Below are 21,151 nucleotides of genomic sequence, written 5' to 3'. Positions count from 1 at the left end.
GTATTACATACGAAACAACTCAGAAAGGGGTCATTATAAACTATGGCAAAAGATGTGGGGATTGATTTAGGAACAGCAAACGTTCTAATTCATGTAAAAGGAAAAGGGATTGTACTAAACGAGCCATCAGTCGTAGCAATTAACAATGTGACAAATGAAGTATTAGCGGTAGGAACTGAAGCCAGAAATATGGTAGGAAGAACTCCGGGTAATATTACGGCGATTAAACCAATGAAAGACGGTGTAATAGCCGACTTTGATATTGTTCAAGAAATGTTACGTTTTTTCTTACAGAAGCTTGATTTGAAAAGCTTGTTCTCTAAACCAAGAATATTAATTTGTTGTCCAACAAACATTACTTCAGTTGAGCAAAAAGCAATTCGAGAAGCAGCTGAAAGAAGTGGCGGCAAACAAGTTTTTATGGAGGAAGAGCCTAAAGTAGCTGCGATTGGTGCAGGCATGGATATTTTTCAGCCAAGTGGTAATATGGTTATTGATATTGGTGGAGGAACGACTGATATTGCGGTACTCTCAATGGGTGATATCGTAACAAGTAAATCTGTGAAACTTGCAGGTAATCAGTTAGATGGCGACATTCTACACTACATTAAGAGAACTTATAACCTTTTAATTGGTGAACGAACATCTGAAGAACTGAAAATCAGTGTAGCTACAGCGTCTCCGGGAGCAAGACAAGAATCTATGGATATTCGTGGTAGAGATTTAGTAACTGGATTACCTAAGACAGTCACCGTAACGAGTGATGAAATTGAATTGGCACTAAGGGAATCTGTTAATATTATTGTTCAGGCAGCAAAACAAGTACTAGAGCAGACTCCACCAGAACTATCGGCGGATATCATTGATCGAGGTATTATAATTACTGGTGGCGGTGCACTTCTGCATGGTTTGGACGAATTATTGGCTGAGGAACTTAAAGTACCAGTTCTTCTAGCTGAAAATCCATTAGATGCTGTGGCTATAGGTACTGGGATTCTATTAGAGAATACAAGAACTAAGAAAAGCTGGCGTTAATCCATTGATTTAGTTAATAACTGTACGGAGGTTTAGTATGTTAGATATAAGTGAGATAAAAAAAAATATTACCACATAGGTACCCGTTTCTTTTAGTAGACAGGGTTATTGAACTAGAAGATAAAAAAGTAATCGCAATAAAAAAATGTAACTGCGAACGAAGAGTTTTTCAACGGACACTTTCCAGAGTACCCAGTTATGCCTGGTGTATTAATTGTAGAAGCACTAGCTCAAACTAGTGGTATCGCAATGATGCAAGCAGAAGGAAATGAAGGGAAGTTAGGTTTATTCGCTGGAATTGATAATTGTAGATTTAAAAGACAAGTTATACCTGGTGATCAATTACGTCTCGAAGCTGAGATACTTAGGCTCAGAGGCTCTATAGCGAAGGCTAAAGTAAAGGCCACTGTCGATGGAGATATTGTTTGTGAAGCAGAAATAATGTTTGCCTTAACTGATGTGAAAAAATAATTAAAGAATAAGTTGCGATTCGTTCGTGACTTATTTTATTTTGATTTGGATTTAGAGTTCGAGAGTAACACACTTAAATTCAAAAATAAAGCGAATAAAAAAAATTTCTAAAAGGTGAAAATTTAATTTTAAGAAGGTGTATTTGGTACATAATATCGTTTTCTATTAGGAAAAATATGTTTTTTAAGACTATTAAACGCATGAAAAAATTTTTTAGCGATTTTACAAAAGATAAGAGAAGTACTATGCTGTATTCAACTTGAAAATAGGAGTGGATGCACAAATGATTAACCAGGTGACAATTGTAGGAAGGCTGACTGAAGACCCTGAAATAAGATTTACGTCGGATGATAAGGCTGTTGTCAATGTAACCTTAGCTTTAAATCGTTTTGGAAAGGGCAGAAGAGTTGATTATGCGGCCGATTTTATACCATGCGTTATTTGGGGAAGGCAAGCAGAGAATACAGTAGAGTATTGTCAAAAAGGGACGTTAGTAGGAATTATTGGTGAGTTACAGACTCGAAGTTATACGAATAGAGAGGAGAAAAAAATTTATGTAACGGAAGTCTTAGTGGATAAGATACGCTTTTTGAATAAAAAAAGGGAAAGTAAGGAAGTTGAAACAGGGGAAGAACGAGAATTAGAGATTTGAGATAGTGATAATATTTGTAATCTCTTGTCATATTTCAAGCTGAACAAAGCGCAAACCCTATTATTAAAAAAAAAAATCTGAGTAAATTCTTAGTTTTTTTTGAAATAAAACATAGGGTATTTAAAATTATCTTGATATAAAAATATTATTTTTGTGAACTACAATTGTAAATGTACTTTGAATAAAGAACACTGATATAGTAAGCTGTATAGTCATTCCTAATATCTAAAATCAGTTTAGTATATAAAACAGAAAATTATATCAATATAGTTGATTAACAAATGTTACGTATAAAGATAGCGATTATGGTTTCATGTCACGTAGCTTTAATAGTTTAGTAACCAAAATCCATTATGCATGTGATACGATTGTTCTCGAAGTTATCAAGGAGGTAATTGTTACATGAAAAAAACAGTAGTAACTATCGCAGCTGGGCTGGTTCTAGCTGGTGGAGTTGGATCGACGCAAGCAAGTGCCGCAGAATATACGGTTAAGCCAGGGGATTCCCTTTGGAAAATTTCTAATGAAAATAATGTCTCTATAAATCAAATAAAAGTGGCTAACAAATTAACGTCGAATCTAATTTTCCCGGATCAAAAATTAGAAGTAGGCACTGTTGCACCAGAAGCAACTACTACAGCAAAGGTCTATACAATCGTATCAGGAGATACCCTTAGCAAAATCGCTTTGGAACACAGTGTTACAGTAGCTGAATTGAAGAAATGGAACGAGTTGTCATCTGACTTAATTATTGCAGGAGATACCTTGAAGATTATTGGTGACTCTCAAGAAGCTGTAGCACCAAAACAAGAAGTACAAGCAAGTACACCTTCTAATTCAAGTGTCCAAGAGAAACAACCAACTAAAGAACAACAGACTCAACAAAAATCAAGTAGTAGCCAACAAAGTAGCCAAGCTCAAAGCTCTAGCAAAAGCTCATCAAAAAGCGTTGCTAAAGAAATCACAGTAACAGCTACTGCGTATAGTAAGGCGGAACCAGGCATGGGACATATAACAGCTTCAGGTATTGATTTGAATGACAACCCACGAGTAATTGCTGTTGACCCATCTGTTATCCCACTAGGCACGAAAGTCTATGTTGAAGGATATGGTGAAGCTATTGCTGCTGATACTGGCGGTGCTATCAAGGGAAACAAAATTGATGTGCACATGACTACAGTACAAGCATGCTATAATTGGGGCGTTAAAACAGTTAAAGTACAAATACTTAACTAAAAATAGTCTTATAGAGTCGTGGCTAATTCCAATTAGCCACGATTTTTTATGTTTTCCTACATAAATCATATAATATTATCTAATTTTAACATAGGAAGAATTGAATATTTATGATAAACTAATAACTAGGAGAAATATAGGAGTGAGCATATGGAGCAGACTGTAGAGATTTTAGGTATTCCGTTTTATAATGTTTCTCAAAATGCTTTTATAGAAGAGTTGATGGGGGCAGCAGCGAACAATGAACGTAGATTTGTTGTGACCGCTAATCCGGAAATTGTAATGCATGCACAACAAGATATTGCTTTTAACCAAGCAGTTCTAAATGCGGACTATATTGTCGCAGATGGTATCGGTGTTGTGAAAGCAGCGAGCAGTATTGGGAAGCCGTTGCAAGGTCGAGTAACTGGTTATGATACCATGTTAGGGCTTTTAAAAAGGGCAAATGAAATGAAAATGCGAGTATACTTTCTTGGTGCAAAGCCAAATGTCATAGAAAAAGTGGTTGAGCAAGTTCAGTTGAATTATCAAAATATTGAAGTTGTTGGTGCACGTGATGGGTACTTTTCTGCGGAGGATTCAGCCCTAATTGCATCGGAAATTACTGCGAGTGAGGCGGATTTTGTTTTTCTAGCGCTAGGTTTTCCTAAACAAGAGAAATGGATCGCAGCTAATTTAGAAAATTTTTAAAAAGGGAATTTTTATAGGCGTTGGTGGAAGTTTTGACGTCTTTTCAGGGTGCACGAAAAGAGCACCAGAGATTTGGGTTAAGCTCAATTTAGAATGGCTGTACCGAATTCTATCACAGCCAAGTAGATGGAGGAGGGCAATGGCAATTCCTCGATTCATGGTAGCTATACAACGACAAAGAAAGCAAGGGTGATTCATATTTATGCTGATTAAGAGGGCGAAAATATTCCACTTGAAAATGCCGCTTTTAGCTCCGTTTAAGACTAGTTACGGCGAAATGGATATAAAACACTTATGCATCGTGAAACTTGCCTCAGAAGACGGTATAGAGGGCTACGGAGAGTTAGATGCGTTTGAGTTCCCTTGGTATACAGAAGAAACGACAGAAACGGCTGGCTTAATCATTAAAGATTATTTATTACCTTTGTTAAAAGGCGTAGATTTACAAAATCCGAATCAAGTGAATACATTGTTCAAGGTTTTTCGAGGAAATGAGATGGCCAAAGCGGCAGTTGAAACAGCTGTTTGGGATATGTTTGCTCAAGTAGCTAATCAACCGCTAGCAACGTTTGTAGGGGGCTCTATCAGCAATATTGACGTAGGTGTTAGTATCGGTATTCAAGAAAGCCCGACAATTTTAGTTAGTATCGTTCGGAAATATGTTTCAGAAGGCTACTCACGTGTGAAACTGAAGATAAAACCAGGATTCGATGTTGAATGGGTGAAGCAAGTCAGAGCAGCTTTTCCGAAGCTGAACTTAATGGTAGATGCTAATTCTGCGTATACAAGAGCAGATATTGAAACGCTAAAGCAACTCGATAAGTATGATTTGGCAATGATAGAACAGCCTTTTGGCCCGACAGATTTTGTAAATCATGCATGGCTTCAACGACAAATTGCTACACCAATATGTTTGGATGAAAATATTCGTTCTTTAGAAGATGCCAAACAAGCTTTCGAGCTAAAAAGTGCAAAGGCAATTAATCTGAAAATAGCGAGAGTCGGTGGTTTAGCTGAAGCAATAAAAATTGCAGAATTCTGTGCTGAAAACAATATTCTGGTATGGTGTGGCGGGATGTATGAGGCTGGTATTGGCCGAGCTCATAATATCGCCTTGGCGTCGCGTGCGGAGTTTACATTTCCTGGGGATATATCTGCATCGAATCGTTACTTTCATCAAGATATTATTCAAAATGAAATTATAATTGATAATGGAAAAATAGCAACGCCTGCTAATATAGGAATAGGTGTTACGGTAGATCAGCCAGTCTTGGAGGGCTACTGCACGAAACGAGAAGTCATTGTGTTAGACTGAAGGATGGAGCTGAAATTAAGTTGCAAATATGGATTATGATTATTTGTTTTCTAATCGGGATTTTACTTATTCCGTTAGTTCGCAAATTTGCTTTTTTTATAAATGCTGTGGACGAGCCACGGGAAAGGCATACTCACAAAAAAATCACCCCAACGCTAGGCGGGCTTGCTATTTTTCTTTCTTTTACAGTAGGGATGATTTTGCTAGCTGTCGATAAAGCGGAATTTTTACCAGTATACATAGGTGCGCTGATTATTGTTATGACTGGATTCATTGATGATATTATCGAATTATCGCCTCGCTGGAAGCTTGTTGGTCAAATCGTTGCGGCATTGTGTGTGGTGCTATGGGGGCAAATTACGATTGAATTCATCAATATTCCGTTCGTGGGTCCATTGTACTTTGGCGGTTGGGCAATTCCGATTACAATTATTTGGATTGTTGCTATTGTTAATGCGCTAAATCTTATTGATGGTTTGGATGGTCTTGCAGGGGGGGTAGCGATTATTGCTTTGCTAACGATTGCGGGAATGGCGCTATTACTACAAGATGTTTTCGTGGCACCGGTGGCATTTATGCTAATCGCGTGTATTTTTGCGTTCCTAGTTTACAATTTTCCGCCAGCTACGATATTTATGGGGGACACAGGATCATTATTTTTAGGCTATATGATAGCAGTTTTATCATTGATGGGCTTTAAAAACGTAACATTTATCTCGATACTAGTTCCGTTAATCATTTTAGGTGTGCCACTTTCCGATACGTTTTTTGCGATTATTAGGAGATTGAAGGCTAGAACGCCAATTTCGATGGCAGATAGATCACATATTCATCACCGATTACTGGCACTTGGCTTCTCTGAACGGCAAACCGTACTACTTATTTACTGCATGGCAATTCTTTTTTCAATCACGGGTTTTGTATTTTCCTTCTCAACAACATGGGGAGCCGTTATCTTACTGTTGCTACTCGCATTTTGCATTGAGATAATCGTGGAATTTATAGGTCTTATAGGCGAAAATTACCGTCCTATTCTGAACATCTTGTCAAAAGTACGAAGAAAACGATAATCAAAAAGGCGCTAAATCAATGAGTGAAATCACTGGTTTAGCGCTTTTTGCTATTTTATTGACTAGTATTTTCTTCGCTATACGGCATTGCGTTTGGGAAAGGCTTATTGACGCCTTTTAATTGACTAGCAAACTCATTAGCAACACTTTCTACAGAATTCTCATCTAGTTGGTAGTAATAGACACCATCTTGTGGGGCATCTTCCCCTTTTAAAGCTAACGATTTCATGTCAATGTCGTTTGTCATACCGTACTTGGCGATTGAAAGCATTTGTGAGAAAGTCATGTTTGTTTTCATATTATCGCCAACAGCTTTGATTACATCGGAATACTTGTTGATAGAACCGATAGAAGTTGCCTTGTCAATAATAGCTTTCATGACAAGTTGTTGTCTTTTACCGCGTTCGATATCGTTATCAATGTGGCGCGTTCTAGAAAGTGCAAGTGCTTGTTCGCCATTTAACGTTTGCTTCCCCTTCTTCAATGTTATGGCACCAGCTTTGTCATTAGAATCTTGCTCTGTGAAATCAACTGGTACATCAACATCCACACCATTCAGGGCATCCACGATTTCTAGAAAAGCATCAAAGTTAAAGCGAATGTAGTAATCGACAGGTACTTTGAATAAGTCTTCCACTGTTTTCATTGTTAATTCAGGCCCGCCAAAAGCATGAGCCGCGTTTATTTTTGTATATCTATTTGTTGTATTGTCATCGCTTTGAATATGGACGTAAGAATCACGAGGGATGCTTGTCATTTCTAATTTATTATCTTCCACATTGAGTGTCGCTAAAATAAGAGCATCACTCCTAGGATTGCCATCATTATCAGCTTGGCGTTTAGCGCTGTCATCAACACCAATAATCAAAAAAGAAAAGCTATCTTTTATAGGATCCACATCTTTATCTCGTAAGGAGGAAGCTTCCCCGCTACGAACGTTATCGTAAGAGTTATCTACTGCAAGTTTAGCGGAACTGAATAAAAATGTGGCGTATCCAGCACCAGCAAGTACAATTAGCATCAAGGGGATTAAAACTAGAAAAAGTACCAAGCGACGTCGTTTATATTTTGCGCTTCTTGGTGCAGGGCTTTTGTTTATAGGCATGAATTGTTTGCTCCTTATAAATTAAATTCTAAGAGTTCCGTTATTACCCCGAAGTAAGTATCTGTTTATCAGATAGTTGTCATTGTACCACATTAAAAGAACGTATTTGTTACAGCGAAATTACGCCCGTTTTAAAGATACAATAAATGATACTGTAAACATCAGCACTTTTTTCTATTATACATAAGTCGCTTCTAAATGAACATCATTATTATCAGGAAGATCATAAAATAAGTCGTATGTAATAGCTGGTAAATCATTCTAAAACAAGTTTGTATTGCCTAACTTTTTCAAGATTTTTACTTTTCATGTCAAATTCGGAGACCAGTTCATCAAATTGAAAACCTAGTTTTATAAGCAGGTTGCTAGATGGAATGTTCTTTTGAGCAACTTTTGCTGTTAATATTTTGATAGGTGTCGTACTGTTTATCACATGGATAAAAGTACTAAGAATGGTAGACATAATCCCTTTTCTCCAATAGGCACGCTTCAATTCATAGCCAATTTCAGCAGTCATTGTCCCTAAATAAAGTTCATTTATACCAAAAGATCCAATGAGTTCTTGCGATACAATGCTTTCTATGACATAGCGGCAAGCTGTCTCTGTCTGATTAATAGCATCAATAATTTCTTTCGCTTGGGTTAGAGTATCAAATGTTTCGATATTCATATATTCTGTAACTTGCATATCTGACCATATTTCGAAAAGCTGTTCTGCATCCCTTAAAGTCATGTGCCGAATACGCCAATTATCGCTCATAAACTCACTAGGAAGAGTTCTCAGTACTTCTACTAACATTTAAATAACATCCTTTTCACGATATTTTTCGCCAGATTCTTGCATTTTAATTTGACCATTCGTTAGGTTAACAGCCCATTCGTGAAAATTAAAAACATTGGGTCTGTCCACGTACACATCTATGGTAACTTTATCTGTAAATGTCATATTAGCTATTTGATAATCGTGTTGTTCTAAAGCATGCTCGAATTTTGCATGAGCAGAATAATCAAGTGTGCAAGATATAATAGTGGCAAGTGAACGTTCGACGATACCGACGACATTGCAAGTTTCACTAACCGAATTTCCGTATGCACGAACCAGCCCTCCAGCACCCAACTTAATACCACCAAAATATCTAGTAACCACAACTGCAACATTTTTCAACTGTTTTTTCTTCAAGACTTCTAGCATAGGGACACCGGCCGTTCCACTAGGCTCTCCATCATCGTTTGCTTTCTGAAATTGATCGCGTTCACCAATAATATATGCTGAACAATTGTGGCTTGCGTTCCAATGTGCTTTCTTTATGCTTTGAATGAAGTCCAGCGCCATTTTTTCATCTTCGGCCCTGGTTACAGAGCAAATAAATCTAGATTTTTCAATGATGATTTCATGTTGACCAGTTGCTTTAATCGTCAAATAATTCTCCATCATATAATCCCCCAGTGGCTAATTTAATTACTCTATTTCACATTTTAACGGAAAAATGAGGACATGTATAGTTATAAAATGTGTTTGGTGGATATTTGAAAGATGAAGTGGTAGCAAATTCATGGTATAATAAAATCCATTGTTACTTTTGATAGATAAACTTCTGTTCATATAGGCATTTTTGTAGAAATTCAAATGTCTATCTAGCGTGTTCAGAAAAAGTAGTTTGGCAACGAATAACAATGGCTTCTAGAAAAGCATGAAATGATAGAAAGATAAGCTATAGAAATATAATCAGCGACTTATTTAAATCAGGCTTTAGGACTGATAAGGGGATAAAATGGGAACGAATATGGAAATATCAATTTGAAGGAGGATTTCTCATTATGACTGTAAAAATAATGATTGTAGACGACCATCAATTATTTCGTGAAGGTATAAAACGCATACTAGAGCTAGAGGACTCATTTGAAGTGGTTGCAGAAGCTGAGAATGGAAAAAATATTGTTGCGAAAGTACGCGAATATCGACCTGATATCGTGTTAATGGATATAAACATGCCAACAGTAAATGGATTGGATGCTACAGAAATGTTAGTACGACAGTTTCCAAGCATCAAAGTAGTAGTTCTGACAATCCATGATACAGATGAATTTGTGACAGAAGCCTTGCGCGCAGGTGCAGTCGGCTACCTGCTGAAAGAAATGGATGCTAAAGACCTTGTGGATGCAATCAAGACTGTAGAAGATGGCGGTGCTTATATTCATCCGAAAGCTGCTATTAAATTAGTACGCGAATATCGCCATTTGGCCAGTACTAACAATGCGCAGGGCACCTATGGCTATCAACAGCCCGAAGTGAAAATGCCACTACATATTCTCACACATAGAGAATGTGAAGTACTGCAATTATTAACAGATGGAAAGAGTAACCGTGGCATTGGTGAAACGTTATTTATCAGTGAAAAAACAGTTAAAAACCATGTGAGTAGCATCTTGCAAAAAATGAAAGTAAACGACCGAACACAAGCTGTTGTTACTGCAATCAAAAACGGCTGGGTGTTTATTAGATAGTATCAAATTGAGGTGACATTATGGGGGAAAAAATTGCCATTGTGACAGACAGCACTGCTTATCTACCCCAAGCAGCGACAGAAGAGCTTGAAATTTATAGTGTGTCTCTTTCTGTCACGATTGATGGAAAGTCCTACCTAGAAGACAAGGACATTGAAGAACATTCTTTTTACGATTTGGTGAAGAATGCGAAAGCCTTCCCGACAACATCGCAACCAGCTCCAGGCGAGTTTGTTTCTTTGTACGAGAACTTACGCGATAAAGGTTTTGATACGATTATTAGTATACACCTAAGCAGTGGAATAAGTGGAACTTATCAAAATGCAATATCTGCCAGGGAATTAGTTCCAGGTGTTAATGTCATTGCATATGACTCAGAAATCGCTTGTATGGCAATGGGAATGATGGTTGAAAAAGCTGCACATCTAGCGAAAGAAGGAGAAACGTCAGTTGCAATACTGTCCAGCTTAGACGCGATGAAGCAAGCGCTAGATGCCTACTTTATTGTAGACGACTTGAATCACTTAGCTAGAGGTGGAAGGCTTTCCAATGCTCAAGCGATTATCGGAAGCTTACTGCAAATTAAACCGATTCTTCATTTTGAAGACACGAAAATCGTTCTTTTTGAAAAAATCCGTACGCAGAAAAAATCATTACGAAGAATCGAAGCTTTATTAGGTGACGCAGTAGCTAATAAAACAGCACAACAGGCCTACATTGTTCAAGGTAATTGCTACGAAAAAGCAGAAGCCTGGAAAAACGAGCTACAGAAACAATATCCTACCGTGAGCTTCAAAATCAGTTATTTTGGACCAGTCATTGCAACGCACTTAGGCGAGGGCGCATTAGCTCTTGTCTGGACAATTAAATAAAAATTGAAAGCCTTCTAACACGTTTAGGAGGCTTTTAGTGTACTTCAAAAAAATAAAAAAGTCAAAATACCTAAAAAAGTTCAAAAACGCTGCATAATGTTTGAAATATGGACAAAAAACAGCTGATTTCTTTTAAAACATTATTTTGAAACAGAAAATGGAAGAGAAATAGAAAATTAGCAGTTCGCCAAAAATATTTATTTCGTGTATAACTAGTGTACGAGGTGATTACAGTGTGTAGCAGAACAGAAGGAAGACTATACTTAGCTAACGAAATCACGAGTACAGAAGGAATGCAACAAGTTAAAGCAATACAAGTGGCGGGTTCTAAAAAATCATGTTTCAGGTGTGGTAATAATAAAGAGAAACTATTTTTCCGCTCACCTTGTAGTTACTGTAACCAAGAAGAATGCTTGTATTGTCGCAACTGTATTATTATGGGGAAAATGACAGAATGCCAGTATCTTTATTTCGAACCAAGCCAACCTTTAATAGCTCCGTACCAAAATCGATGTTTAGCATGGAAAGGTCAGCTTTCCCCTGGACAACAAGGTGCATCAGATGCTGTTTTAAAAGCAGTAATCAATAGAGAATCATTGTTGCTTTGGGCCGTTGCTGGGTCAGGAAAGACAGAAATGATGTTTCGAGGGATGGATGAGGTTATAACAAATGGAGGGCGAGTTTGTGTCGCTTCCCCTCGAGTGGATGTTTGTCTGGAACTATATCCACGACTGCAAGAAGTATTTCCTAACATTGAACTTGTTTGCCTATATGGTGATTCCGATGATGTCTATGGTGGAGAACGTTTTGTCGTCGCAACAACACACCAACTTATTCGTTTTTATCAGGCATTTGATGTCATTTTTATTGACGAAGTAGATGCTTTTCCTTATGCGAAAGATCCTTTTTTAGAATATGCGGTTCGTAAAGCCTTGCTGGACAGCGGATGCTCTATTTTCATAACCGCAACTCCAGAACGTAAATGGCAGTTGGAATGCAAAAATGGTAAACGAAACTATATTAAAGTCCCTGCTAGATACCATCGGCAACCACTACCAGTGCCAGAAAGAGTCTGGATCGGGGATTGGAAACGTTCGCTCGAAAAGCAAAAGATATCACCAATTATTCTAACTTGGGTTCGGGCAAAGTTAGATGAAGGATGCCCAGTGTTGTTATTCTTCCCTGAAATCAAGGTCATGCATCAAGTTGCGCCTATCCTAGAAAAGCTGGGATTCGGTCCTTTACTGACAGTCCATTCTGCGGATTCAGAACGAAAAGAGAAAGTACAACAAATGCGTGATGGCACAATCAAACTACTTTGCACTACTACAATTTTAGAACGAGGCGTAACTTTTACAAACGTACAAGTTGGTGTATTTGGTAGTGAAGGGCGAATTTTCACCGAATCAGCTTTAGTTCAAATAGCTGGTCGTGCAGGTCGAAAATTTGATTTTCCGACAGGAGATGTGAAGTTTTTTCATTTTGGTGTATCTAAGAGTATGGCATTAGCTATATCACAAATAAAACTGATGAACCAACTAGGGAGGCGTCAAAAATTATTAGATGAGTAATTATTGCTTAATATGCGGGAATCAGCTGAATACCAGTATTTCATGGCGAAGTTTATTTGCTAAATCACAGCAACAAAATATATGCGCTTCTTGTAGACGTAAGCTGGAAGTGATAGGAGAAGATGTATGTAGGAAATGCGGAAGGCCTCAAGAAATAGGGGATGGACTGTGCTCGGACTGTGAGAAGTGGGTAAAGAGCGGAGCAAATTATTTAGCTGAAAATGTTGCTTGTTTTGCCTATAATAATTTTGCTAAGGACTTGATGGCGCTTTATAAATATCGTGGAGATTATGCGATAGCTGCTGTATTTTCGAAAGAGTTAATCAAACGTTGGTCTTGTGCAACAAGAGAGGTGACTATCCCTCTCCCTATAAGTGAAGAACGCAGAACTGAAAGAGGATTTAATCAAACAGAAGGTTTGCTTAAACTAGCGAATATTCCATTTACTACACAATTAAAAAGGGAACACACGGAGAAGCAATCCAAGAAGACTCGTAGAGAGCGGATAGACCAAGAACAGTACTTCTTTGTGGAGGAGCAAGATACTGTTGCATCGAAAGAAGTCCTCCTAATAGATGATATTTACACTACGGGAGCTACTTTACACTTAGCCGCGGAAGCCCTTATAGAATCAGGTGCAAAGAGCGTTTCCTCCATCACGATTTTTAGATAGCCTAAATTTTCAATCATTTTAGGTTTGCATCTGAATATTTGTGGAATCAATAGAGTAGCATCATATAACAGACTACGATTAGAGGCGAAGAATAATGTAGCTATACTCTTTGCAAATGTTTGCAAAAAGCTACATTATAACGTAGACTGTATATAAGAAGTCATTCACTTCTTGTAGAGTATGATTTGTTTTATTTCAAAGGAGGAATTGCTATGCTAAAGTACAACATTCGTGGCGAAAACATTGAAGTAACGGAGCCAATTAGAGATTATGTTGAGAAGAAAATCGATAAATTAGAACGTTATTTCAGTGAGGCACCTGATGCCAATGTTCATGTAAATCTTAAAGTGTATTCTGATAAGAACGCAAAAGTTGAAGTTACCATTCCTCTCCCTAACTTAGTACTACGCGCTGAAGAGACTAGCGGGGATTTATATGCAAGCATTGATTTGATTGTAGATAAGCTAGAAAGACAGATTCGTAAACACAAAACAAAAGTGAATCGTAAATTCCGTGATAAAGGTGCTGAGCAAGATTACTTTGCTTTTGCAGATATTAATAGCAATCCTGATGTAGAGGATTTTGAAAACGATAGTGACCTAGAAATTGTTCGTACGAAAGAGTTTTCATTGAAACCGATGGATAGTGAAGAAGCTGTACTTCAAATGAATTTATTAGGGCACAGTTTCTTTGTATATACAGATGCGGAGTCTGATGGTACGAATATTGTGTATCGTCGAAAAGATGGTAAATACGGTTTGATTGAGACAAATTAACTTAGAATTTCCTCTAAAAGCCGGGATCCAACAACAAGGGGATCTCGGTTTTTGTTGTCAATAGGTAATTTGGTTTTTTTTACAAGTGAATGACTAAAAGGCTCGGAAACATATATTTTTTTAATAGGGATTATTATATTTTATCGGCTTTTCTGTAGTGCTGAATGGAAATGCGTCGAAATGTTCACAGGAAAACAGGTTGTAAAACAAGGGTGAAAGATGATAGAATTGTCTAGTGTGCCTGTATAGGGCAGTTGCGTCAGAAAATGGGAAGAGAGCGCGACGATTTTCAACTTCAGGGAAAGTATAGAAACAGTAGAGGAGAATAAGATCATGGCAGGTTTATTGAAAAAGATATTTGAATCTGGTAAAAAAGACGTTAAATATCTAGAAAAGAAAGCAGATCAGATTGAGGCGTTGGCTGATGAAACAGCGAAGCTTTCTGATGATGCGTTACGTGCAAAAACAGAAGAATTCAAGGAGCGTTTCCAAAATGGTGAGACACTGGATTCACTTTTGGTAGAGGCTTTTGCCGTAGCACGTGAAGGAGCTAAGCGTGCATTAGGCATGTTCCCGTTCCGCGTTCAATTAATGGGTGGTATCGTACTACACGAAGGTAATATCGCAGAAATGAGAACTGGTGAAGGTAAAACTTTAACAGCGACGCTACCGGTTTATTTAAATGCGCTATCTGGTACTGGCGTCCATGTTGTTACAGTCAATGAGTACTTGTCGCAACGTGATGCTGAAGAGATGGGTATTCTATATAATTTCCTGGGCTTATCAGTTGGACTAAATCTAAATGCTCTTTCCAGTGAAGAGAAACGAGAAGCATATGCTGCTGATATCACATATAGTACGAATAACGAATTAGGTTTCGACTATTTACGTGATAACATGGTAGTTTACAAAGAACAAATGGTGCAGCGCCCTCTTTCTTTTGCGGTTATTGATGAAGTCGATTCCATCTTGGTCGATGAAGCTAGGACACCATTAATTATTTCTGGACAAGCTGAGAAATCCACGATTCTGTATGTTCGTGCAAATTCATTTGTAGAGACTTTGACTGTAGAGAAAGATTATACAGTGGATATCAAGACGAAATCAGTAAATATGACAGAAGAGGGTATGACAAAAGGTGAGAAGTATTTCGATGTCGAGAACTTATTTGATTTAGAAAATGCGACATTGCTACACCATATTGCACAAGCGCTAAAGGCGAACTATACGATGCATCTCGATGTAGACTATGTTGTCCAAGATGATGAAGTGCTAATTGTTGACCAATTTACTGGTCGTATTATGAAAGGTCGCCGTTTCAGCGAAGGTTTACACCAAGCACTAGAAGCTAAAGAAGGCGTTACTATTCAAAACGAATCTCAAACAATGGCGACTATCACATTCCAGAACTATTTCCGTATGTACAAGAAATTATCTGGTATGACCGGTACTGCCAAAACCGAGGAAGAAGAATTCCGCGATATTTACAACATGCGCGTTATTGAAATTCCGACGAATAAACCAATTATTCGTGATGACCGTGCTGATTTGATTTATACTTCCATCGAAGCGAAGTTTAGTGCAGTAGCTGATGATATCGCAGAACGCCATGGCAATGGGCAACCTGTTCTTGTCGGTACTGTCGCGATTGAAACATCCGAGGTTATCTCACATAAATTAAAACGTCGTGGTATTCCACATAACGTCTTGAATGCGAAACAGCACGAAAGAGAAGCCGAAATCATCCAATTTGCCGGTGAAAAAGGTGCTGTAACAATCGCGACCAATATGGCTGGTCGTGGTACAGATATCAAGCTTGGTGAGGGCGCTATTGAAGCTGGTGGATTAGCCGTTATTGGTACGGAACGTCATGAATCAAGACGTATCGATAATCAGCTACGTGGTCGTGCTGGACGCCAAGGAGACCCAGGTGTTACGCAGTTCTATCTTTCGATGGAAGATGAGCTAATGAAGCGCTTTGGTTCAGACAATATGAAATCAATGATGGAACGTTTTGGTATGGACGATGAAGCAATTCAAAGTAAGATGGTGAGTCGCGCTGTTGAATCTGCACAAAAACGTGTGGAAGGAAATAACTTCGACTCACGTAAACAAGTGTTGCAGTATGATGATGTATTGCGTCAACAACGTGAAGTTATTTATAAACAACGTTACGAAGTTATCACAGCTGAGAACAACCTGCGCTCGGTGATTGATCCAATGATTCAAAACGTCGTAAACTATGTTGTCCAATCTAATGCGCCGAGACAAGAAGATCGCGAAGAATGGAATTTGCAGGGAATTGTTGATTATGTTGAAGCGAATCTTTTGCCAGAAGGTGCAATTAGCGTGGATGACATCAAAAACATGGAAACAAAAGAAATTCAAGACTTCATCCTGAAAGAAGTAGAAGAAGCTTATAATGAAAAAGAGACTTTGCTTCCAGAAGAAGAATTTAATGAGTTCCAAAAAGTTGTCCTACTTCGTGTTGTAGACACGAAATGGGTAGACCACATCGATGCAATGGATCATCTACGTGACGGTATTCATTTGCGTGCTTATGGTCAAATAGATCCGCTTCGTGAGTACCAATCAGAAGGCTTTGAAATGTTTGAGGCGATGATTAACTCTATCGATGAAGATGTTGCACGTTACATCATGAAATCCGAAATTCGTCAAAATCTTGAACGGGAGCAAGTTGCAAAAGGTGATGCTGTTGATCCAAACGAAGGCAAACCAGTTGCTAAGAAACAGCCTGTTCTTAAAGATCAGCATATCGGACGTAATGACCCTTGCCCATGTGGTAGCGGCGAGAAATACAAGAACTGCCACGGTAAAGAGAAATAGAATCCAAAACCAGGGACGTTGTTCTCTGGTTTTTCTATGTGAATTTTCCCCGTCGCAGTTTGTTCGCAAATATGCTATATTAATAAAGGCGCTATTACCGTGTCTTTGAAAAACTAAAAAGAGGTGTTGAAAATGGAATTAGCTGAAATTCGTAATGAATTAGAAAAAACAACGCAACAAATTAAAGACTTTAGGGGGTCTCTTTGACTTAGACAGTATCGAAGTTCGAATTGCTGAGTTAGAGGATCAAATGTTAGACCCAGATTTTTGGAACGATCAACAAGCCGCTCAAAAAGTAATCAACGAAGCAAACGGCTATAAAGAAACGTATAACGCGTTCCATGAGTTGGAAGAAGAACAAGAAAATCTTGAATTGAGTTTGGAACTTTTGCGTGAAGAAGCAGACGAGGAGTTACAAGCAGAATTAGAAACTGATTTGACAGATTTTGTGGCTAAATTAACGGATTTTGAATTGAAATTGATGTTAAGTGGCCCTTACGATAAAAATAATGCCATTCTTGAACTTCATCCAGGAGCAGGCGGAACAGAGTCTCAGGATTGGGGTTCTATGCTTTTACGGATGTATCAGCGCTGGGCGGATAAGAAGGACTTCAAAGTTGAGATGTTGGATTATCAAGCAGGAGACGAGGCTGGTATTAAGAGCGTGACATTGCTTATTAAAGGGCACAATGCTTACGGTTACCTCAAGGCAGAGAAAGGCGTACACAGACTTGTTCGGATTTCGCCATTCGATTCCTCAGGTCGTCGCCATACATCTTTCGTTTCATGTGATGTAATGCCAGAAATGGATGACGATATTGAGATTGAAGTGCGTCCAGAAGACTTGAAAATCGACACATACCGCGCAACTGGTGCTGGTGGACAACATATAAATACGACCGATTCTGCGGTTAGGATGACACATATCCCATCAGGAATCGTTGTTACATGTCAATCTGAAAGATCCCAGTTGAAAAATCGTGACCAAGCAATGCGGATGCTAAAAGCAAAACTATACCAAAAAGAACAAGAAGAAAAAAGAAAAAAGAACTGGCAGAACTTCGTGGTGAACAAAAAGAAATCGGTTGGGGAAGTCAAATTCGTTCGTACGTTTTCCATCCCTATTCGATGGTTAAAGATCATCGCACAAACGTAGAAACAGGAAATACACAAGCCGTGATGGATGGCGATATTGATGAATTTATCAATGGCTATCTACGTTCACGGATTGATTAAGGGTGACAAAATGACAGAAATAAAAGCAATCAAGCGTCGCAAAATCCATCCGAAATTAGCAAAGGCGATGGAATATGTATACGTTATTATTGGAGCCTTCATTATTGCTGTAGCCTTTAATGTCCTGCTTTTACCAAACCATATAGCATCAGGTGGAGTCAGCGGTATTAGTACAATTATTAATTACTTAACTGGTTGGACCCCTGCCTATATCCAATGGGCATTTAATATTCCGTTGTTTTTTGCAGGTGTGCTTTTCTTAGGCTATCAGTTTGGCATAAAAACTTTTGTTGGAACGATGATTATGCCTTTGTTCGTTTATATAACGGCGGACTGGACGGTTTGGACCAATCAGCCGCTAGTTGCAGCGCTATTTGGTGGTGTGCTCGTTGGAATGGGGCTAGGAATCGTGTTTCGTGGCAAGGCGTCAACAGGGGGGACGGACGTCATTGCTCAAATTTTACACAAGTTTACGCATTTATCACTTGGTATTTGTGTGGCACTTATTGATGGTTTTGTTGTTATTGCAGCCATGTTCGTTTTCGACATCGAGTCGGGGCTGTACGCATTAATCGGTCTTTTCGCAACAAGTAAAACAATTGATCTTGTCCAGGTTGGTCTAAACCAATCGAAGACAGCGCTAATTATTTCTGAGAAACAAGATGAAATTCGCCAAGCCATACTTTTTTAAAATCGATCGTGGCATTACAAGGCTCTCGGCAAAGGGTGGCTACACAGATGACGAAAGACAAATTCTGCTATGCGTTATTGCTCAATCAGAATTTTCCAGATTAAAAGAAGTCATTAAAGAAATCGATCCAAATGCATTTGTAGTGGTCATGAGTGCGAGTGAAGTAATGGGTGAGGGTTTCAATATATGACAGAAAAACAGTATGAGCGGCTTAAGTTCATACTGTTTTGTAGTTTAAAAAGTAAAGCTCTGTACATTCTGTTTTGTAGTTTAAAAAGTAAAGCTCTGTACATTTTGTATAACAGTTATGTAACAAGAAATTAAATCCTAGTAAATAGTTCGGTATTTATGTGTCAAAAGCGGTCTATTCCAATTGATTACACTGTAACTATTTTTAATCTCCCTGTAATGTTATTTCCTTGTAAAACACGGTACAATAAGAGAGTAATAAAAACAGTGCGTATTTTTAAGGCACGTTTTTTTATGGAATTTTTTTTAAAAAGAATAATAGATGATAATTCGTATAATTTGAGAATGTAAATAAGTATGTTGCGAATAAAATAAAACTTGTCATTGGTTGAAATATAACTGTAACGCAAATAACCTAAACCTGAAAGATTGAGATGTTATAATTGAGTCATGCACTGTGACTTCAAGTGTTTCAATAAACAAATGGTAGATTGTGCGACAGCCGTTGCCTACTTCTAAGGTTATCTTACATGTTATATCATTCGAACTTGATTTAAGAAAGGCATAGTTAGGTGATAAAATGATAATAATGGAAGATGTCTACAAGAAATATCCAAATGGCATAACTGCTGCCAATGGATTAAATATTCGTATTGAGCAAGGTGAATTCGTTTATGTTGTAGGTCCTAGTGGTGCTGGTAAATCAACTTTTATTAAGATGATTTATAGAGAAGAGCGAGCGACGAAAGGAACAATTAACGTCGATAAATTTGATCTTCTCCACATGAAAAACAAAGATGTACCATTTTTAAGAAGACATGTTGGGGTTGTCTTTCAAGATTTTAAGTTACTGCCGAGTAAGACTGTGTATGAGAATATTGCGTACGCGATGGAAGTAGTAGAAGAAGATCCGAAAGTCATTAAAGACCGCGTCATGGAAGTGCTAGACTTGGTAAACTTGAAACACAAAGTAAGAATGTTACCGGACGAACTGTCTGGCGGGGAGCAACAAAGGATTTCGATTGCTCGCTCGATAGCAAACATGCCTAAGGTTTTGATTGCAGATGAACCAACTGGAAACCTCGACCCTGATACTTCGTGGGAAATCATGAACATCCTTGAGGAAATAAGTAATCGCGGAACGACAATCGTTATGGCGACACACAATAAAGAGATCGTTAATACTCTCAAACATCGTGTAATCGCTATTGAAAACGGAAGAATCGTTCGTGACGAACAGCAAGGAGATTATGGCTATGAAATTTAGAACAGTAGGTAGACATTTTCGAGAGAGTTTTAAGAGCCTCTATCGTAATGGTTGGATGACGTTTGCAGCGGCTAGTGCTGTGACTGTAACATTGATTCTGGTCAGCGTGTTTTTTGCAATCATGATGAACATGAACAAGCTCGCAGATGACGTTGAGAATGACGTTGAAATTAATGTGCATATTCAGTTGACAGCGACGAAAGCACAACAGGATGAGCTACAGAATAATATTGAGCAACTAAATGGTGTCGATAGCGTTACATTCTCTTCCAAAGATGAACAAATGGAGAAATTAGTCTCTACATATGGTAAAGATTTCGAGCTTTTCAAGCAAGATAATCCACTTTACGATGTGTTCATTGTTCAAGCGAAGGAGCCGAGTGACACGGCAAAAGTTGCAAGCCAGATTGAGAAAATGAAATATGTCGCAAAAGTGAACTACGGTGAAAAAACTGTAGATAAATTGTTTGATGTCTTGAAATGGGGAAGATATGCTGGTATCATATTAAGTGCTGGTCTTTTACTAACTGCGATGTTCTTAATCTCAAACACAATAAAAATAGCGATTTATTCGCGTAGAACTGAAATCGAGATTATGAAACTTGTGGGAGCGACAAACTGGTTTATCCGGTGGCCGTTCGTATTAGAAGGAGCATGGTTAGGTCTCTTAGGCTCAATCGTACCAGTAATACTAACATTTGTTGGCTACATTAACACATACAATTTAATAAATCCAAGACTGGGTGAGGGAACGAATCTTTCCTTACTAACACCAACACCATTCATGTACGAGATTGCTGGTTTAATAATCGCAATCGGTGTATTAATTGGTATTTGGGGAAGTGCAATATCCATCCGTAGATTCTTGAAAGTATAAAAATTAAATGTGGATTAGAGAAACGAACGCATTTTAAAAAATAATGAAACAAAAAAAATTAAATGAAAGAAAA

15 protein-coding genes and 5 pseudogenes are annotated in these 21,151 nt (G+C 38.1%); 17 read left to right on the top strand and 3 right to left on the bottom strand.

Going from position 1 to position 21,151, the window contains the following annotated elements:
* The first annotated feature begins 42 nt into the window (after positions 1–42).
* From mreB to PRIP_RS04010, 7 genes and pseudogenes are all read left to right on the top strand, one after another.
* Positions 43–1,035 (top strand): rod shape-determining protein MreB, encoded by a 993-nt coding sequence (gene mreB, locus PRIP_RS04040; RefSeq protein WP_036099663.1) that lies wholly within the window; start codon positions 43–45, stop codon positions 1,033–1,035.
* 37 nt (positions 1,036–1,072) lie between these two features.
* Positions 1,073–1,506: pseudogene (fabZ, locus tag PRIP_RS04035) on the top strand (3-hydroxyacyl-ACP dehydratase FabZ).
* A 283-nt stretch (positions 1,507–1,789) separates the two neighbouring features.
* Positions 1,790–2,158: a single-stranded DNA-binding protein gene (locus PRIP_RS04030; RefSeq protein ID WP_036099662.1), complete on the top strand. Its 369-nt coding sequence runs from the start codon at positions 1,790–1,792 to the stop codon at positions 2,156–2,158.
* Between the two features lie 402 nt (positions 2,159–2,560).
* Complete coding sequence (locus PRIP_RS04025; RefSeq protein ID WP_036099661.1) at positions 2,561–3,394, top strand: LysM peptidoglycan-binding and 3D domain-containing protein; 834 nt, start codon at positions 2,561–2,563, stop codon at positions 3,392–3,394.
* 150 nt (positions 3,395–3,544) lie between these two features.
* Positions 3,545–4,277 (top strand): annotated as a pseudogene (locus tag PRIP_RS04020) (WecB/TagA/CpsF family glycosyltransferase).
* 9 nt (positions 4,278–4,286) lie between these two features.
* Positions 4,287–5,412 (top strand): annotated as a pseudogene (gene menC, locus PRIP_RS04015) (o-succinylbenzoate synthase).
* 22 nt (positions 5,413–5,434) lie between these two features.
* Positions 5,435–6,469, top strand: a complete 1,035-nt coding sequence (locus PRIP_RS04010) for a glycosyltransferase family 4 protein (RefSeq protein WP_420912108.1) — start codon at positions 5,435–5,437, stop codon at positions 6,467–6,469.
* 55 nt (positions 6,470–6,524) lie between these two features.
* Here the strand turns inward: PRIP_RS04010 and PRIP_RS04005 are convergent, their stop codons facing one another.
* From PRIP_RS04005 to PRIP_RS03995, 3 genes are all read right to left on the bottom strand, one after another.
* Complete coding sequence (locus PRIP_RS04005; RefSeq protein ID WP_036099656.1) at positions 6,525–7,574, bottom strand: LCP family protein; 1,050 nt, start codon at positions 7,572–7,574, stop codon at positions 6,525–6,527.
* A 256-nt stretch (positions 7,575–7,830) separates the two neighbouring features.
* A complete protein-coding gene (locus PRIP_RS04000; RefSeq protein WP_036099655.1) occupies positions 7,831–8,373 on the bottom strand; it encodes a GNAT family N-acetyltransferase in 543 nt (180 codons plus the stop codon).
* Positions 8,374–9,009 carry a YigZ family protein gene (locus PRIP_RS03995; protein ID WP_036099653.1) on the bottom strand — a complete coding sequence of 212 codons (636 nt, stop codon included), beginning with the start codon at positions 9,007–9,009 and terminating at the stop codon, positions 8,374–8,376.
* A 383-nt stretch (positions 9,010–9,392) separates the two neighbouring features.
* Here PRIP_RS03995 and PRIP_RS03990 point away from each other — a divergent pair, with 383 nt between their 5' ends.
* The 10 genes and pseudogenes from PRIP_RS03990 to ftsX all read left to right on the top strand — a co-directional run bounded on the left by PRIP_RS03990 (position 9,393) and on the right by ftsX (position 21,078).
* Positions 9,393–10,079: a response regulator transcription factor gene (locus tag PRIP_RS03990; protein ID WP_036099652.1), complete on the top strand. Its 687-nt coding sequence runs from the start codon at positions 9,393–9,395 to the stop codon at positions 10,077–10,079.
* Positions 10,080–10,099: 20 nt separating this feature from the next.
* Positions 10,100–10,951 carry a DegV family protein gene (locus PRIP_RS03985; RefSeq protein ID WP_036099651.1) on the top strand — a complete coding sequence of 284 codons (852 nt, stop codon included), beginning with the start codon at positions 10,100–10,102 and terminating at the stop codon, positions 10,949–10,951.
* 293 nt (positions 10,952–11,244) lie between these two features.
* A complete protein-coding gene (locus PRIP_RS03980; RefSeq protein ID WP_052008716.1) occupies positions 11,245–12,522 on the top strand; it encodes an ATP-dependent helicase ComFA in 1,278 nt (425 codons plus the stop codon).
* Entirely contained in the window at positions 12,515–13,195 is a 681-nt protein-coding gene (locus PRIP_RS03975) for a ComF family protein (protein WP_036099649.1), read from the top strand. Before PRIP_RS03980 ends, PRIP_RS03975 begins: the two co-directional genes overlap by 8 nt.
* A gap of 212 nt (positions 13,196–13,407) precedes the next feature.
* Positions 13,408–13,971: a ribosome hibernation-promoting factor, HPF/YfiA family gene (hpf, locus tag PRIP_RS03970; protein ID WP_036099648.1), complete on the top strand. Its 564-nt coding sequence runs from the start codon at positions 13,408–13,410 to the stop codon at positions 13,969–13,971.
* A 333-nt stretch (positions 13,972–14,304) separates the two neighbouring features.
* On the top strand, positions 14,305–16,818 hold the full coding sequence (gene secA, locus PRIP_RS03965) for a preprotein translocase subunit SecA (protein WP_036099646.1): 2,514 nt from the start codon (positions 14,305–14,307) through the stop codon (positions 16,816–16,818).
* 132 nt (positions 16,819–16,950) lie between these two features.
* Positions 16,951–18,054 (top strand): annotated as a pseudogene (gene prfB, locus PRIP_RS03960) (peptide chain release factor 2).
* Between the two features lie 10 nt (positions 18,055–18,064).
* Positions 18,065–18,935 (top strand): annotated as a pseudogene (locus PRIP_RS03955) (YitT family protein).
* A 579-nt stretch (positions 18,936–19,514) separates the two neighbouring features.
* Complete coding sequence (ftsE, locus tag PRIP_RS03950; RefSeq protein WP_036099643.1) at positions 19,515–20,201, top strand: cell division ATP-binding protein FtsE; 687 nt, start codon at positions 19,515–19,517, stop codon at positions 20,199–20,201.
* Positions 20,191–21,078 (top strand): permease-like cell division protein FtsX, encoded by an 888-nt coding sequence (ftsX, locus tag PRIP_RS03945; protein WP_036087353.1) that lies wholly within the window; start codon positions 20,191–20,193, stop codon positions 21,076–21,078. The genes ftsE and ftsX overlap by 11 nt, the downstream gene beginning before the upstream one ends.
* The last annotated feature ends 73 nt before the right edge of the window (positions 21,079–21,151 follow it).

The organism is Paenilisteria riparia FSL S10-1204 (genome assembly GCF_000525995.1).
In the GTDB taxonomy this organism is placed as follows: Bacteria; Bacillota; Bacilli; order Lactobacillales; family Listeriaceae; genus Listeria_A; species Listeria_A riparia.
The sequence above is the reverse complement of the archived record's forward strand: the minus strand, read 5'-3'. Positions and strand labels throughout refer to the sequence as shown.

Bases quoted from the DNA above. Each gene is read 5' to 3' on its own strand.
- mreB (WP_036099663.1), top strand. From the start codon at position 43: ATGGCAAAAGATGTGGGGATTGATTTAGGAACAGCAAACGTTCTAATT.
- PRIP_RS04030 (WP_036099662.1), top strand. From the start codon at position 1,790: ATGATTAACCAGGTGACAATTGTAGGAAGGCTGACTGAAGACCCTGAA.
- PRIP_RS04025 (WP_036099661.1), top strand. From the start codon at position 2,561: ATGAAAAAAACAGTAGTAACTATCGCAGCTGGGCTGGTTCTAGCTGGT.
- PRIP_RS04010 (WP_420912108.1), top strand. From the start codon at position 5,435: ATGATTATTTGTTTTCTAATCGGGATTTTACTTATTCCGTTAGTTCGC.
- PRIP_RS04005 (WP_036099656.1), bottom strand. From the start codon at position 7,574: ATGCCTATAAACAAAAGCCCTGCACCAAGAAGCGCAAAATATAAACGA.
- PRIP_RS04000 (WP_036099655.1), bottom strand. From the start codon at position 8,373: ATGTTAGTAGAAGTACTGAGAACTCTTCCTAGTGAGTTTATGAGCGAT.
- PRIP_RS03995 (WP_036099653.1), bottom strand. From the start codon at position 9,009: ATGATGGAGAATTATTTGACGATTAAAGCAACTGGTCAACATGAAATC.
- PRIP_RS03990 (WP_036099652.1), top strand. From the start codon at position 9,393: ATGACTGTAAAAATAATGATTGTAGACGACCATCAATTATTTCGTGAA.
- PRIP_RS03985 (WP_036099651.1), top strand. From the start codon at position 10,100: ATGGGGGAAAAAATTGCCATTGTGACAGACAGCACTGCTTATCTACCC.
- PRIP_RS03980 (WP_052008716.1), top strand. From the start codon at position 11,245: ATGCAACAAGTTAAAGCAATACAAGTGGCGGGTTCTAAAAAATCATGT.
- PRIP_RS03975 (WP_036099649.1), top strand. From the start codon at position 12,515: ATGAGTAATTATTGCTTAATATGCGGGAATCAGCTGAATACCAGTATT.
- hpf (WP_036099648.1), top strand. From the start codon at position 13,408: ATGCTAAAGTACAACATTCGTGGCGAAAACATTGAAGTAACGGAGCCA.
- secA (WP_036099646.1), top strand. From the start codon at position 14,305: ATGGCAGGTTTATTGAAAAAGATATTTGAATCTGGTAAAAAAGACGTT.
- ftsE (WP_036099643.1), top strand. From the start codon at position 19,515: ATGATAATAATGGAAGATGTCTACAAGAAATATCCAAATGGCATAACT.
- ftsX (WP_036087353.1), top strand. From the start codon at position 20,191: ATGAAATTTAGAACAGTAGGTAGACATTTTCGAGAGAGTTTTAAGAGC.